The sequence below is a fragment of the Streptomyces sp. SCSIO 30461 genome (assembly GCF_037023745.1).
GTDB lineage: Bacteria > Actinomycetota > Actinomycetes > Streptomycetales > Streptomycetaceae > Streptomyces.
This window is the reverse complement of record NZ_CP146101.1, coordinates 2915444-2930611: the sequence shown is the minus strand read 5'-3', so window position 1 is coordinate 2930611 and position 15168 is coordinate 2915444. Positions and strand designations below refer to the sequence as shown.

Here is a 15168-nt window from a genome sequence, read left to right as displayed (position 1 = left end):
GTCTCCATCAAACCCGGGGCGATTCAGAAACTAATGCTCCGCTCCCGCTCCAACACGCTGGTGAGCGTGCGGCGGGTGACGGAGATCAACGCTGGCCGCAAGACGGCAGGGATCGACGGCCGGGTTGTCCTGCTGCCCCAGGGGAAGGCCGAACTGGCCGACTGGATGCAGCACCGGGCAGCGCCGTGGAGACCCTTGCCCGTCAGGCGGGTCTATATCCCCAAGGCCAATGGCCGTCAGCGCGGCCTCGGAATTCCCGTGATCATCGACCGGTGTCTTCAAGCCGTGACGCTGAACGCGCTGGAACCCGAGTGGGAGGCACGGTTCGAGCCGAGATCCTATGGATTTCGTCCCGGCCGTGGCTGCCACGACGCGATCGGAGCGATCTTCCTGGCCGCCAAGGGCAAGAGCCCGAAGCGCCAGTGGGTCCTTGACGCAGACCTGGCAGCGGCGTTCGACCGCATCGATCACGACCGCCTCATGGCCTCGATCGGACAGTTCCCCGCCCGGGGGCTGGTCGAGCAGTGGCTCAAGGCGGGAGTACTCGACCGCGGCGTTCTCGCCCCGACCGAGGAGGGGGTTCCGCAAGGCGGGATCATCTCCCCGGCGCTGATGAACGTGGCCTTGCACGGGATGGAAGAGGCTGCCGGAGTCCACTACCGGCTCACCGGCCCACGGGCTGGTGAACTGGCAGTCGGCTCGCCGACTCTGGTCAGGTACGCCGACGACCTGGTGGTGCTCTGTCACAGTCGTGACGAGGCGCAACAGGTCAAGGAGCGGCTCGCCCGGTGGCTCAGGCCCCGGGGTCTGGCCTTCAACGAGGACAAGACGCGCATCGCGCACCTCGACGAGGGCTGCGACTTCCTGGGCTTCACCGTCCGCCGCTACCACGGCATGCTGCTGATCAAGCCGAGCAAGGCATCCGTGCGACGGATCCGGGCACGGCTCGCCGCCGAGGTGCTGGCCCTTCGGGGGCAGAACGCGGCGGCGATGATCGCCAAGCTCAACCCGATCATCCGGGGCTGGGCTGCCTACTTTCGGGGAGTGGTCTCCAGTGAGGTGTTCGCCTCGCTGGACAACCATGTGTGGAGGCTGGTCTACAAGTGGGCCCGCCACACACACCCGAACAAGCCGAACGGCTGGGTGACCTCCCGGTATTTCGGCCGGTTCAACGAGTCCCGGCAGGACCGGTGGGTGTTCGGTGACCGCGAGAGCGGCCGCTACCTCACCAAATTCGCCTGGACCAGGATCGTCAGACATCAACTCGTCGTCAAAGGGGCGTCCGTGGACGACCCGGCGCTGACCGAGTACTGGGCCTCGCGGCGACGCAGGAACAAGCCCCCGCTCAGCACGCGCCTGCTGAGTCTGCTCCAAGGACAGCACGGCCGGTGCCCGCTCTGCGGAACGCTTCTCCTGCACGCCGACCAGCAGCCGCAGAGCCCCCAGGAATGGGAGCAGTGGCTGCGGGCGATCCGGACGGCGGTACGCGCAAACGCGCTCACCGCCGAAGCGGACGGAAGCCAGTCCGACGATCCCGTCGCCTTCCGACTCACCCACGTTCACTGCCACCGCTGGCGCGGCGGCAGTGAACCACGCTGACCAGCCATTCTGGCTGCCCGTGGGCCTTCAGGGCCTGCTTGAGCCGGATGCGGTTAACGCCGCCCGTCCGGTTCTGAGGGGGGTGCGGCGCAGCAATGCGCCGCACCTACCCGACAACACGAATCGGCCTATTACGCGCTTCGGTACACGCTGCAGCACGGACTCGTGCTGCGCTCACAGGATCCCGCGGGCCTGGAACAGGAACTGTGGGCCCAGCTGACCATCTACCAGATCCTGCGGACGGCCATGGCGACGCCGTGGAGTCCCGCCCCGGGACCGACCCGGACCGCGCCAGCTTCACCATCGCCTTGGAGACAGCCCGCGACCAGCTCGTCCTCGCCAGAGCCGACGACCAACTCACCGGACAGAGCCTGCTGGTCGGCCGGATCGGAACGGCCCTGCTCATGGGGCTGCTTCCACCACGGCGCCTTCGTACCAGTGCACGCGCCGTGAAGGCGGGACGCAACCGATATCCCACCAGACCTGCCGAACTCAGACCACGACAGAGCAGGAAGATCACCGCACTGACCGTGGCTCTCCGCTCCGCACCCGCATGTCCACCCGAACCGCCGGAGAGGCAACCTGAGGACCTACGCAAGGCAGTCGCGGGCATCCGCCCCATGGGAGCCGGCAACAGGAACAGAGTCTTCCATCTCATGGCTGCCGATCCCGAACGCGCCTGGCGCCCACGAGAAGTCACCCTCGCGCTGGGTATCCACAGCACGAGGAGCTTCGCAACCCAGATGAGCCAGTGGGCCGCCGAGGGCCTGCTCAAGAAGATCGCCTACGGGACATACACACTCGCCGACGCATGGAAGACGACCCTCTTGACGGACGGTCCCGGCGCTTAACTCCGCGGCCTTGGGCCTGGACGACGTGCTGATGCTGGTCTGCGACGGGCTCAAGGGCCTGCCGGAGGCGGTGGAGACCGTCTGGCCTCGCACGATTGTTCAGACCTGCGTGGTTCACCTCCTGCGCAACAGCTTCCGTTACGCGGCCCGCCAGGACTGGGACAAGGCCGCCAAAGCACTCAAGCCCGTCTACACCGCCCCGAGCGAGGACGCCGCGGTGGAACGGTTCGGGGAGTTCCAGGACGCCTGGGGCCGGAAGTATCCGGCGATCATCAAGCTCTGGGAGAACGCCTGGGCCGAGTTCGTGCCCTTCCTCTCCTTCGACGTCGAGATCCGCAAGGTCATCTGCTCGACGAACGCCATTGAGAGCGTCAACGCTCTCATACGCAAGGCCGTGAGGGCCCGCGGACACTTCCCCAACGAAGCCGCCGCCCTCAAGTGCGTCTACATGGCACTGATGAGCCTCGACCCGACCGGCAAGGGCCGCAAGAGGTGGACCATGCGCTGGAAGGCCCCCTCAACGCGTTCCAGATCGCCTTCGAGGGCCGGCTCACCCCGGCCAACAACTGAACCTCAACAACCAAGATCAGCCGTTAAATTGACACACCCGGAGCTGGTGGCGCGCTCGGCGTACTCGTTCCTCGGGGTCGACCGAGTGCCATGCCGGGGTCTGTCAAACGAGCGGCTCTGGCCCGTAGTCGGTGGTGACGTCGGGTAGCCATCAGGGCAGGAGGATGCGGTGGCGGAGGAGGTCGAATCCGGCGCGTCCGTGCATCTGTCTCATGATCCTCTTGGTGCGAGTGTTGACGCCCTCGGTGCGGCCGTTGTGGTACGGCAGGGTGAGGCCGGCGTCGACGGCGGCCCGGTCGATTTCGAGGCCGTTGGTGAAACTGTGCAGGTGGGGCAGTGCGCCAGCGCGGGCGGTGGCGATCCACTCGGTGAGTTTCACGTCGTTGCCCTCGGCCGGTTTCAGCAGGGCGGCGAAACCGTGTACGAGACCGGCGAGCGCGGTCATTTCCGGGCAGGCCGCGGCGATCTCCTCCAGCAGGGTCGTTTCCTTCGGGCGCAGATTCTCGGGGTCGGTGAGCAGGAGCCGGCTGGCGTGGCGCGGGGTGGTGACGGGGCGGTTGCCTTCGGCGCGGCCCTGGTTGAGGTAGCGGACCAGCAGGTTCGCGCTGCCGGTGTAGCCCAGTTCCCGGATCTCTTCGAGGAGGTGGGTGACCGGGACGGCCGGCTCCTCAGCTCGACGACGGCGCAGGTGGTCGCGGTAGGGGTCGACGAGGGTGGGCCGGTAGGCGGGAGCGATGCGCAGGGCCTGGGGTTCGGGCATGCGGGCGTAGCGTTTGACGGTGTTTCAGGGCCACGCCCAGGCGGTGGGAGCAGTCGAGCAGGCCGACGCCTTGGCCGAGGAGGTCGTGGACCTTGTTCCAGCGCTCGCGAGTGGTCTGCTCACGCACTCCGCCGGGACGGGGCGGGTTGATGGTGGCCCAGCAGCCGGCATGCGCGCGGACTTCGAGCTGGACCTTGTCACAGAGGTTCCGCCAGAGGTGCCATCGGTCACTGACCTGCACCGCATCGGGCAGAGCCCGGCGGACTGCTTCGGCATAGGTGGCCGAGCCGTCCCGGCAGACGACCTCGATCCCGGCATGTTCGCTCAGCCAGGACTCCAGTGTGGCGGCCTCGCGGTCGGGCAGGACCGCGACGCGCCTGCCGGTCTCGGCATCCGTGATGATCGTGGCGTAACGATGGCGGCGACGCAGAGCGAAATCGTCCACGCCGATCACCCGCGGGACCGCCTGCCGCGGCAACGGCAAGCGTCGCAGATGACGCAGCGTGGTGCTGCGTGAGACGGGCATGGCCAGCAGACCCCCGAGGCGTGCGGCCGCCCGGCCGCATAACTCCCGTGCCACCTGGGATATCTGCTGGGCAAGCCGCACCGTGCGGCGCTGATGACGCTCCAGCAGGCCGGGAATCTGCTCGCGGAAGGTCTGCCGCCGACAGCCCAGGACCGGACAGACCAGCCGCCGCACACGCAGGCGCACGACGACCGGGCGGCCATCGACCGGCACGTCGGCCAGTGACCGGCGGTGATAGCCGTGCACCTTCGCCGTCGGTATCCCGCAGACCGGACACGGCACCGCCACATCCCGAGTGCGAGCCGTGAGCACGACCGCGTCACCGCCGTCCGTCACGTCCTCGACAACCAGTGCGGACAGCCCGGAAAACACCGTCCCCCATAAGGTAGTTGGCATCCAACACCGTTGCGTTAGCGCCGTGAGCGGCTGTTGAGGCCGTGGGCGAAGAACGCGACGGTGGTGTGGACGGTGTAGTTCTGGGCCTTCTGGGGGTGCTGTCCGGCGTTCGGTCCGTACTTGCTGGTGGGGTTCTTGCGGGTGCGGGCCTTCACTCGTTGCCGTCGGTGGGCGGGCAGGAGGTCGCTCAGGGCGGCGTGGCCGATCGTGCCGACCAGGTCGATGGGGGTGCCGGGGAAGATTCCATGGCCGGCGGTGACGGTGTTGGTTGCGGCGGCCAGCAGGACGGTGAAACTGATCCGTTCCCTGGGTACTTCCGGCCGTCCGGTCAGGGCGTCGTCGCTGGCGCGGATCAGGGCCTGGTAGGCGGTGAGCAGGGCGTAGACCTCCTGGTCGAGGCCGTCGGTGCTGCGGGAGCGCAAGACGCGGCCGTCGAGCATCGTGGCTTTGATCGAGAAATACGTGGTTTCCGCCTGCCACCTGCGGTGATATAGATCAACGAGCTCGGCGGCCGGGAAACGGACGGGGTCCAGCAGATTGGTGATCAGCCGCCACTGCTCGGTGCGGACGGTGCCATCGGCCAGGGTGACGGTGACGGTTGCCTCGATCACGCGCACCGGCAGCAGCACCGGCAGGACGCCGTAGCCGATGCGGGCGATATAGGAGCCGTCGCCCAGGTGCCCGGCGGGGGTGGGGACGCGGCGGGCCCCGGAGCGCACCAGGAACCGCGCCCCGCTCTGATGGACGGCATCAAGGAACTCGTTGCCATCGAAGGCCGTGTCGGCCAGCAGGAGCATCGTCTGGTCCAGGGAGGACAGAAGCCGTTTGGCATAGGGGAGTTCACCCTCGGACTCCGGTCCGAAAGCGGCGGCTATGAGCGCGCGGGTGCCGCACTCGACCAGGGCCAGCAGCCCGCAGGAGCGGATAGCCGAACTCCAGACCCTCCCCGGCCCGTTTGGGGTAGCGCCAGGTAAGCGTCTCGTCGTCGGGGGTGTGCAGCAGGGTCCCGTCGACGGCCACCGTGCGCAGGCCCCGCCAGAAGGACCCCTCCTGCCCAGGGCGGGCGACGGGCCCGGCAAGCGTCTCGAACAGACGCCGCAGAGGCGCGGCCCCCACCCTGCGCCTGGCCCGCGTCAGCGAGGAGACCACAGGACACACCAGGGCAAGCGGGGTCAGCGCGGCGGTCAGCTTGGACCACACCGTGCGGTACGAGCGGTGTTCGAACAGCGCGAGAGCGAGCACGAAGTACACCACCACCCGAGAAGGCAGCAGCCGCAGGCGCTTCTCGCGCCGGCCGGTCTCCTCCAGCACCGCGTCCACCAGAGCGAAGTCCACTATCTGGGTCAACTCCCCCAGATGACCCGGCGCGAACACACCCCGGGCTGTCTCGATCGTGGACGTGATGACAGACTTCTCCTGCAACGGGACCCCTGACCTTGATCGACTTTCTTCGCCGATCGTTGATCTATCAGGTGGTCCCGTTGCGCTGTTCAGCAGGGCTTGACGTACAGCTCAGAGGCCAAACGCAACGGTGTTGAGTTGGCATCCATCACGAGATCATGATCAAGGGCAGCTACCCGGAGTCACCACCGACTACGGGCCAGAGCCAAACGAGCGGTGTAACTGAGGTGGTTGGGGCTACTGACGAGCTGCGGAGAGCCGGCCGTCGAAGGTGATGTCGAAGGCGTTCAGGGCGGTCTTCCAGCGCATGGTCCAGCGGGCCTGGCCCTTGCCGGTGGGGTCCAGGCTCATGATGGCCATGTAGACGCACTTCAAGGCGGCTGTCTCGTTCGGGAAGTGGCCGCGGGCCTTGACCGCCCGCCGGATCCTGGCGTTCACGGACTCGATGGCGTTCGTGGTGCAGACGATGCGGCGGATCTCGGTGTCGAACCGCAGAAACGGTGTGAACTCCTCCCACGCGTTCTCCCATAGCCGGACGATCGCCGGATGTGCGCCGCGGTTGGGCGACTTGCTCGGCCCCGGCGAACTCGACCCATGCCGGCACGTCGACGACCTTGATCGTGCGAGTGGTACGGCGTCTGTGTCCTCGGTCCGTCCTGGTGACGGCGGGTATCGAAGTCCAGGGGAGCGCCTTGAGCTGTGCGTACAACGACTTCTGATTCGCCTTCACGGTCAGGACGTAGTCTCCTCCGGCCCCGACCACCACAGCCGCTGTGTCGTGCTGGGTGTGCAGTGCGTCCATCGTGACGACCACACCATCGAGGGCCAGGAGTTGGAGCAGTTCCCGGGCGGCGGGGATCTCGTTGCTCTTGTCGCCCACCGCGACCTGACCGAGCACCGCGCCGGACCCGTGCGCGAGGGCGGCGACCAGATGCGGGGCCGTGGAGCTGCCGCCGCGTGCGCCCCGGACCGTCTTGCCGTCGATGGCGATCACCCTGCGGCCCGCGACACGTGCGGTCCTGGTCAGGGCCCAGACTCCCAGCACCGCATCGAGACGGTCCGCGTCGAGGCGGGCGAACAGGCGCCGCAGTGTTGATTCGTCCACCCCGCCCCGCTCCAGGCCCAGCCGTTCCAGCGCGACACGTCCCGCGTCCCGGGCCCACTCCCCGATCGCGGTGAACCCCCGGGCTCCGGCCACCACCGCGCACACCGCCACCGCGATCAGAGCACCCACCGGGTGCCGGACACCGCGTCGACGGCGCGGATCAGGTATCCCGGCAAGCAGTTGGACGAGGAGCTCATGAGCCGGGGCAGGGGTGCGAACAGGCGCAGGGATGAGAGACGATGGCATGGCGCGGGCGTGATCCCCTGGTCGGACGGTAAGGCGTAGGAACCTCCATCCAACCGGACCGGACCACGCCCGCGCATCTCTTCCGCCCCGCAAAACCCCATGTCACAGGGCTGCAGAACGACTTTCCCGGGACCCTGCCTCTATGCCGTCGACCGAATTCACTACGGCTGCGCTCCCGGCAGACACTAGGAGTTCAACCTGAGCTACTTTTCAATAAGCTTCTTGGTGGCGGCAATCGCCGCTTGGACTTGACCATGGTATTTCCAGAACGCTTCCATCGATTCGTAGCCAAGCGATGAAGCCCACTCGCTCAGGTGGCTTCCCGGGATTGGATCAATTCGCGCCATTTCACTCTCGAGATTTAGAAGAGCCTCCTGAAGGGTGAATACTCTGTTGATCGCCTGGTCCAGTTCTGCGGCAACCGCTCCATGGACCCCGTCAGTTCGCTCAATCACTCTCGCCAGCCTCTCCGAGTGACCTTGCACCATCGGCAGATGCACCTGCACTTCCTGCACTGCGTTCGCAACCTTTTGTGCCGTCTGCTGGCATTTCTCGGGGTTGGCGGCGCACGTGGCGGTGGCTCCTTCGGTGACGACGACCGCCTCGCCAGCGCCTAGCAATCCTGCGCCAGCCAGGATCTGGTACCCCATTCTGATTATCGCGCCGCCGAGGAAGACGCTGAGTCCTGCGGACATCGTCACAACTGCGCCCCTGTTGCGGCTGTCTTCTTGGCACTGCTTGTCGCACGGGCCGAGGTCACCCCACGCGAGTAGTTCGCCCGAGTAGCACTCGAGGGTGGAGCGGCACCAGCCGAGGTTGTTCTTGGCTTTGAGTTTTGGGATGGCCAGACCGTGTGCGTCAGATCGTGCGGGGAGTTTGCCTTCGATGGTGCGGTTGTACCACTGGAGGGTGGTGCTGTTCTGCAGTGCGTTCTGGCTGTGTGTGGAGAGTCCTGCGTGGCCTCCGCTTGCGTAGGCGTTGCCGGCGGCGAGGAATTCGTCGAATCCGGAACTGCCGGAGCTTCCGTTGGTGCCGCCGGTGCTGAATCCGTTGCCCCATGAGTCGCGGTATCCGGTGGGGTCGGTTCGGTTGAGGGGGCTGTTGTGGACGTAGGTGTAGGGGTTGTCGGCGGGGGTCGCGAGGGGGTCGGGGGTGAGGAAGAGTTGGGCCTGGGGGTCGTAGACGCGGCCCTTCATGTTGATCAGGCCTGCGGTGGTGTCTGTTTCGTGGCCGGTGAACTGGCGGGTGACGCCGTTGGCGGGTTCGAGCGGAGCGGGTGTGTTGTCTGCTTTGATCGCGTTGCCGAAGGGGTCGGTGAACAGTCGGTTCTGGATGACTCCTGCGCTGTTGGTGACGGCGGTGGTGGAGCCGAGGGGGTCGGTGAGGGTGTATTCGACTTCGGTGACGGTGCCGTTGTAGGTGGCCTGGCCGATGGGTCCGTCGGGGCTGTTGAGGTAGAAGACGTGTGCTGCTTTGGTGATGCCGTTCTTGGTGCTGGTGCGGTGTTCGTAGAGGCCGGGGACGTAGAGGGTGCTGCCGGTCGGGGTGGTTTCTACGATCTTGGTGCCGAAGGCGTCGTAGCGATAGGTCGTCGTGACACCGTCCTTGGTGATCTTCTTGGGCAGGTCGAAGGACGTGTAGGTGGTGGTGCGGCCGTTGCCGCCGGTGATGCGGCCTTGCGTGTCCCAGGTGTTGGACTGTGCGGGCTTGCCTGCTGGCTGGGTCGTGGTGCGGACGTTGGGGCCAGCACCGTTCTGGCCGTGCTGGAAGGTGTGGGTGGGAGTGCCGCCGGCCTTGATCGATTCGAGGTTGCTGAGGGTGTCGTAGGCGTAGTCGGTGGATTTCGTTGCCGTGCCAGAGGTGACGTCCCAGTCGGTGAGTTGCTGGATGCTGTCGTAGGCGTAGGTTTCTGTGCGCTTGTTGACGGAGTCCGTTTTGGTGTGGACCAGGCCGTCGTCGTAGTAGGTGTAGGTGAGGTTCTGTGCCGCGGTGGTGGGGGTGGTGACAGTGGTGTTGTGGAGTCGGCCGGTGCCACTGGTCTGGTAGGTGTTCTTGAGGGTGAGCGGGCCGTTTGTGGCGCCGTACTGGGCGGTTTCCAGTGCCTGGTTGGCGTGGCGTGCCGTGACGGTCCACAGGGGTTTGACGGCTGCGGCCTCGGAGATGGTGGCGAGGTTGCCGGCGTTGTTGTAGCCGTTCTTGACTGCGTAGCGGGAGCGTCCGGGGCTCTGGGGGTAGTAGAGGGTGTCCGGGCGGCCTTGGGAGTCGTAGGTCTGGTCGGTGCTGTAGGTCGTGTTGGTGCTCAGGTCGGTGTAGTCGGTGCCGGTGTCCCGGCCGTTGCTGTCGTAGCGGTATTCGGTGCGGATGTTGTCGGGGCTGGTGGCCTTGGCGAGCTTGCCGATGCCGTTGGCCGCGGTGTCGTACTCGAAGGTGCTGGTGCCGTCCTCGCTGGTGGTCTTGGTGGTGTAGCGGCCGAGGTCGTCGTAGTCGGCGTAGGTCGTGGTCTTGTTCCCGGACCGGGTCTGCGTCTTGACCTCGCCGGTGCCGTAGTAGGTGGTGCTGGTCAGGCCCTTGTTAGGGTCGTCGATGCTGATGGTCCGGCCCCGGATGTCGTAGCCGTAGGTGGTGACGTTGTTCTTGTGGTCGGCTGCCGTGCGCAGCAGTCCGAAGGGGCCGTAGTCGTAGCTGGTGGTGATGGCCCGGGACCGACTGGGGTCGGTGTGGCCCTTGACCACGGACTTGACCTGACCGTCCTGATTGGTCGTGGTCGTGGTGGCGGCGCCGGTCGGGCTCACGGTGCGGCTGGTGAAAAAGGTATGGGTGCTGGTGGTGGTCTTGCCGTCCGGGAGAGTGGTGAGCGTGGGCCGGTCGAGGCTGTCGTAGGCGTACTGGGTGGTGCCGCCCGGGGCGGGCAGTGTGGTCCGTGCGGTGCGTCCCAGGGTGTCGTAGCGGGTTTGGGACTGCAGTTGCAGGGTGCCGTCGAAGCCAGTGGCCCGCGTCTCCAGGGAGCGTCCGGTGGCGTCGGTCGATGCCTTGCTGGTATGCGGGCCGGTGACCGACACCGTGGTGGTGCCGTTGGTGCCTCCGGCGGTGTCCGGCCGGTTCGAGTAGGTGATCGAGGTCGGCGTCTGTCCGTCCGGTGCGATGTGCACAGGGCGGCCGAGTTCATCGAACTGTGTGGCGGACTGGACGCCGTCGGCGTTCTGGGTGGCCACTGTCACGCCGAGCGAAGGCCACACGGCGTTCCACGTCGAGGGGCGGTACTTGGCCTTGTCACGCTGGGACCAAACCTGGGAGGGGTAGATCTCTTCGTCCGGCTGCCCCGGCAGCAGCGGCTTGTACTCGGTTCGGGTGACCTTGTCCGGCAGGCCCGCTGCGCTGCGGGTCTCCTTGCGGACGACGCCGAGGTCGTCGATGCCGTAGGTGGTGGTCTCCGCGAGTGCGTCGTTGAAGCCCATCTGCTGCCAAACCGTGTCCAGTCGGCCCAGGTCGTCAAAGTGCCGTTCGGTGATACGGGTCACAGCAGGCATGCCGTTGGCCGGGGTGGAGGTGACGCTGTGTTTGGTCGGCAGGCCGGTCAGCCAGTCCTGCACGCGGTCTGGTGAGGGGTCGTAGTCGGTCCGGACGGTCTCGGAGGAGCCGCCCTTGACCGCACTCGTGCTCTTCCACTGGTTGCCGTAGTCGTCGTGGGAGGCGGTGAAGTCCGTGCGTTTCAAGGGGGTGGACGGCTCGCTGATCCCGGTGATGTGCGAGGGAACGTTCGTCCCGACCAGGGAGTCCCAGACGATGGAGACGTTCTGTTCCCACTCGGCGGTGTAGCCGTTCTCGGGGAACACGGCGTAGGTGTCCGGGGTCGCGGTCTTGTTCAGGTATCGCAGCTCGTAGTTCTGGTGGGTGCGGGTCACCCTAGCCTTGACGGGTGTCTTCGGCTCGCGGCGTGCATCGTCGCTGTCCAGGATCGGCACCGCCGTGGTCACCACGTCGGGCATCCCCGTATAGGGGTGGAGCCTGTTGTTGACCCGGGTGCGGTGCTTGTAGGTGTACTCGGTCTCCATCGGGCGCTGCTTGTCCCAGGTCCGCATGGAGCTAAAGCCCAGGAATCCCTGGCCTCGGGTCTCGAAGACCGGGTCCTCGAACGCGTACTCCATGATGTAAGGGGCGGCGGAGGCCTGGTCGGCCACATGGTCGCGGGAGTCGACCCGGCGCACAACGGTCATCCCCCGCCGGTCGCAGTGCAGCGGGTAGACGCAGGCCCCGGGCGGCGTCTCCAGGTGGTCCGTCCACACCTTCGAGTACGTCACGTGTTGGCGGTCCCAGGCGGTGCCCTCGTCCCGTACCGCGGTCAGCTTGTCTTCGGGCGTGGCACCCTGGACCAGCAGGGTCAGTCGGCCGCCTTCCGCGCGCAGGATGTCGGCGCGTCCGTCACCGTTGAAGTCCCCCACATTGGAGGAGGGCCTGCCGGTGTTGTTGACCAGTATCCCGCCGTCCGCGGCGATCTTCGAGGTCCCGCTGTCGCTGAAGCGGCCGTCACCGAACGAGATCAGCGTGTACGTCCCCGTGGTGTCGAATGCCACCAGGTCACTGCGGCCGTCGTTGTTGACGTCCGCCGACTGCACAGTGGCGTACTTGTCGTGCGGAATCGTGTCGAGCTGGCCGCTGACAGAGGTTGCCATCAGGCCGTCGCCCGTGCCCCACAGCAACACGGCCTTCTGCGTCCATCCGCTCCCCTTGGGCATCACCGGGAGCATCAGGAAGTCCTCCACATGGTCGCCGTTGAAGTCGCCCGGAACGGTCCGGTAGTCACCGCCGGCAAGTTTGGGATGCATCACCCGGTACGCCGTTCGGTTGATGTCCGCGCCCGAGGAGCCCGGCTGAAGACCGGGCTGGCCGTTCTCGTCCAGGGACAGCACAGCGATATCGCCGAGACAGTTCCCTGCAATTTCTCTCTGTTGGCCGGAGAACGAGGCCTTTCCTTCACCGTTCGGGTCGACCACCGTGCCGGGGCAGATGGAGTTGAGCATGGTGGCCATCGGGGGCCCGAAGGATCCCGCCGTGTTGATCCGCACCATGTACGTGCCGGAGGTCGGGTTCTGCGCCAGCAGGTCCAGCAGGCCGTCACCGTTGAAATCGGCCAGCAGCTCGTTCCCCGCGTAGCTGTCGACCGTGATGCCGGTGTCGGCGAAACGGGTCTGGTTCCTGTCCCAGGTGAGGACCTTGCTCTTGACGTTGCCCTTCGAGCCGTCCGCTACCAGCAGGCTGACCGCGCCGTCACCCTTGAGATCGAAGGGGCGGTTGCCGCTGAAACCTGCCGGCCACACCGGGTCGTTCTGCAGGCTGTACACCCATGACAGCGGGGCGACCCCCCCCTGGTTGCTCCTGGCACCGAAGCGCACCTCCTTTGCACCGGTGGGGCTGCCGATCAGGGCGTCGTCGCTGCCGTCACCGTCCAGATCCATCACTGTCACAGACGGTGGCTGCTGACCACTTGCGGGGCCGATGTCGCGCGTCGTGAACGACGGTATGGGATTCGTGTCCCGAGCACTGTCCCAGCCGAAGGTCTTCGCACGCAGGCACCCGGAACCGCTCTTTCCGCACTTCTTAACAGACGAGAGCAGGCTGCGCTGGGACGGGCTGGTGGTGTAGCCCAGCGAGTACCGCCACACCAGCTCCGTCGCGGCCGGGTTCGGCGCGAACATGCTGATGTGCTTCAGCCGTTTGGTCTGGGCGAACTTTACACCGCCCGAAAAAGAGAAGGACGTGTCGCTGCGGTCCTCGTACTCGAACGCCACACTCCGGTGCGCCGACAGCTCCGGACTGCCCTTCTTCGAGTGCGACGTGTACTCGATCCGGTGCGGCAGGTAACTGTTGCCCGCAGTCGCGTCACTGCTCGTGTGATAGCGGTACTTCACGAGGTTGCCGGACCGGTCTGCCTCGGTGTCCAGCAGCCAGATCACCCGCGGCGTGCTCTTGGCCATGGGGGTACGCCACTCGTCGGGCGGCGGCGGCTGGTTGGGGACCGGCGAGGTATTCTTCTGCTTCTCGCGGTACACCTTGCTGCTGGCACGAATCCCGGTGTGGGCCAGATATGTACGGACCCGTCCGTCCTTCAGCTGGACCGTGAACTTGTCGGGCCCGCCCGTTTCCTGTTTCACATTCGCCGGGTCGGTCTGCGAGACAACCTTGTCAAAACCGTCCCGTTCGACCCGGAATTCGGCGTTCGCCTTCGGGACCGCACCGCCTGCGGCCCCGAGCTGCACCAGCCTCTTGCCATCCAGACAGAACTGGTCCGACCAGCCGTAATGCACACCATGAGGCGCCTTCGCCCCGTCGGACAGCTGCGCAGGGCAGCGCGTGATCGAGGACATCGCCCCCGCCACCGACCAGCCCACGCCCGCCTCACCGGCCCCGGCAGAGCTGGAGTACTCAAGAGACACCCTCGGCTGCATCCCGGCACGGCCCTGCGGGACATCCAGCGGAATCGAGTACGCCATCTCACCAGCCGGCGTCACATGCCATTCGCCGGGAAGATAGCCCGTGCTGTCCTTGCCGGGCGTGACGGGTTGACCGGGAATCCTCATCGCCTCGGGCAACGCCGGAGGCGTATTCGGATCCTCAGCCGCCGATGCTATACCCGGCGTCCAGGTCAGACTCGTGGCGACCAGCGACGCAGTAACCAGCCACACCACCCCCCCAGGGCCGAATAGCCGCAGCCGCCGATTCCTCCGCGTGGCACCTGACTGAGTCAAATCCTGTCCTTGATGGTCGCGCACGGCCGATTCCTTTCAATGAGCCCTCGGGCGCACCCTTGCACCCCACCGAGACGCCTCGTTAGAGGAATAAATACTCGGTTTCGAAAATGAACGTTTCTTCGCGGTCATGGTCATGGTCATGCAGGGCCCCGGCGTTTGCCCGGATCGCCCCGGCCTGGGTCGGTTGATCATGCTGGCGGGCCCCGGAAGGACGACGACGCCTCAGAGTGCGGTTCGCGCCGTGATGCCTGTTTCGCGATGAGGTCTGGGTGAGGTGCCCTGCTCGGTGGGCTGATGCTCAAGGGTGGGGCTGTGTGAACAGGCCGGTCTCGGGTTCGGTGAGGATGCCGCGGTCGACCAGGTGTTTCAGCTTGGACCGGATGCCCTCGGTGTTCTTCGGCAGGATCGGCAGGTCGAGGGCCTCGCAGATGTCGCGGGCCCGCATCGGATGGCCGGTGTCGGCGAGGGTCGTGAGAATCTGCTGGTAGGCGGGGTGTTCTGGCACCTCGGCGCGGAGTGGGTCGTCGACCGGTGCCGGTGCGGGGAGGCTGAGGAGGGTCTTGCGGGTGATCTGCAGATGCTCGCTCTCGGTTTCGAACTCGCGTAGGCGTGTGGTGAGTTCGGCGATCTGGTCCCGGAGTCGGCCAGCCTGCCCGGCGACCTCGCTCTCCCGGGCCTCGACGTGGGCCAGTACGGCCTTGAACTGGGGGATCTCGCTCACGCGTTCCTCCAGGAGGGAAGGGTGGTGCCGGTGAGGCGGCGGGCCATGACCGACGTCATCGCCCAGAACACCCGCGAGCGGGAGGAGGCGAGCCGGTGTTCGTAGTCACGCACGAGACGGCGGTAGAACATCAGGATCCCGTTCGTCTGCTCCACGATCCACCGCTTGGCCTGCGGGACGAAGCCTTTGTCGGCCGGGTTGCGCTCGACGATCTCGACGTCTATGCCCAGGGTCTTGCCGTGGTTGA

Annotated in this window: 6 protein-coding genes and 5 pseudogenes; 3 read left to right on the top strand and 8 right to left on the bottom strand. The window is 66.4% G+C overall.

Annotation, left to right across the window (positions count from 1 at the left end; all coding sequences use genetic code 11):
• The first annotated feature begins 6 nt into the window (after positions 1–6).
• The 3 genes and pseudogenes from ltrA to V1460_RS12860 all read left to right on the top strand — a co-directional run.
• Positions 7–1599 carry a group II intron reverse transcriptase/maturase gene (gene ltrA, locus V1460_RS12870; protein WP_407077613.1) on the top strand — a complete coding sequence of 531 codons (1593 nt, stop codon included), beginning with the start codon at positions 7–9 and terminating at the stop codon, positions 1597–1599.
• A 257-nt stretch (positions 1600–1856) separates the two neighbouring features.
• Positions 1857–2450 (top strand): hypothetical protein, encoded by a 594-nt coding sequence (locus V1460_RS12865; protein WP_338673861.1) that lies wholly within the window; start codon positions 1857–1859, stop codon positions 2448–2450.
• A 13-nt stretch (positions 2451–2463) separates the two neighbouring features.
• A pseudogene (locus V1460_RS12860) lies at positions 2464–3020 on the top strand (transposase); the annotation flags it as partial.
• Between the two features lie 151 nt (positions 3021–3171).
• On the opposite strand, the pseudogene V1460_RS12855 reads toward V1460_RS12860, so the two are convergent.
• The 8 genes and pseudogenes from V1460_RS12855 to V1460_RS12820 form a co-directional block, all read right to left on the bottom strand.
• Positions 3172–4678, bottom strand: a pseudogene (locus V1460_RS12855) (ISL3 family transposase).
• A gap of 38 nt (positions 4679–4716) precedes the next feature.
• The gene (locus V1460_RS12850; protein ID WP_338678020.1) at positions 4717–5577 is read right to left on the bottom strand and encodes a transposase; all 861 of its coding nucleotides are present in this window, start codon (positions 5575–5577) and stop codon (positions 4717–4719) included.
• The gene (locus V1460_RS12845; protein ID WP_338673860.1) at positions 5543–6124 is read right to left on the bottom strand and encodes a transposase domain-containing protein; all 582 of its coding nucleotides are present in this window, start codon (positions 6122–6124) and stop codon (positions 5543–5545) included. The genes V1460_RS12850 and V1460_RS12845 overlap by 35 nt, the downstream gene beginning before the upstream one ends.
• A 216-nt stretch (positions 6125–6340) precedes the next feature.
• Positions 6341–6646 (bottom strand): annotated as a pseudogene (locus tag V1460_RS12840) (transposase); the annotation flags it as partial.
• 106 nt (positions 6647–6752) lie between these two features.
• A pseudogene (locus V1460_RS12835) lies at positions 6753–7454 on the bottom strand (ISAs1 family transposase); the annotation flags it as partial.
• Between the two features lie 203 nt (positions 7455–7657).
• Entirely contained in the window at positions 7658–14041 is a 6384-nt protein-coding gene (locus V1460_RS12830) for an RHS repeat-associated core domain-containing protein (RefSeq protein ID WP_338673859.1), read from the bottom strand.
• A 457-nt stretch (positions 14042–14498) separates the two neighbouring features.
• A complete protein-coding gene (locus tag V1460_RS12825) occupies positions 14499–14921 on the bottom strand; it encodes a hypothetical protein (RefSeq protein WP_338673858.1) in 423 nt (140 codons plus the stop codon).
• Positions 14918–15163, bottom strand: a pseudogene (locus tag V1460_RS12820) (IS5/IS1182 family transposase); the annotation flags it as partial. The gene V1460_RS12825 and the pseudogene V1460_RS12820, both read right to left, overlap by 4 nt.
• Between the last annotated feature and the right edge of the window lie 5 nt (positions 15164–15168).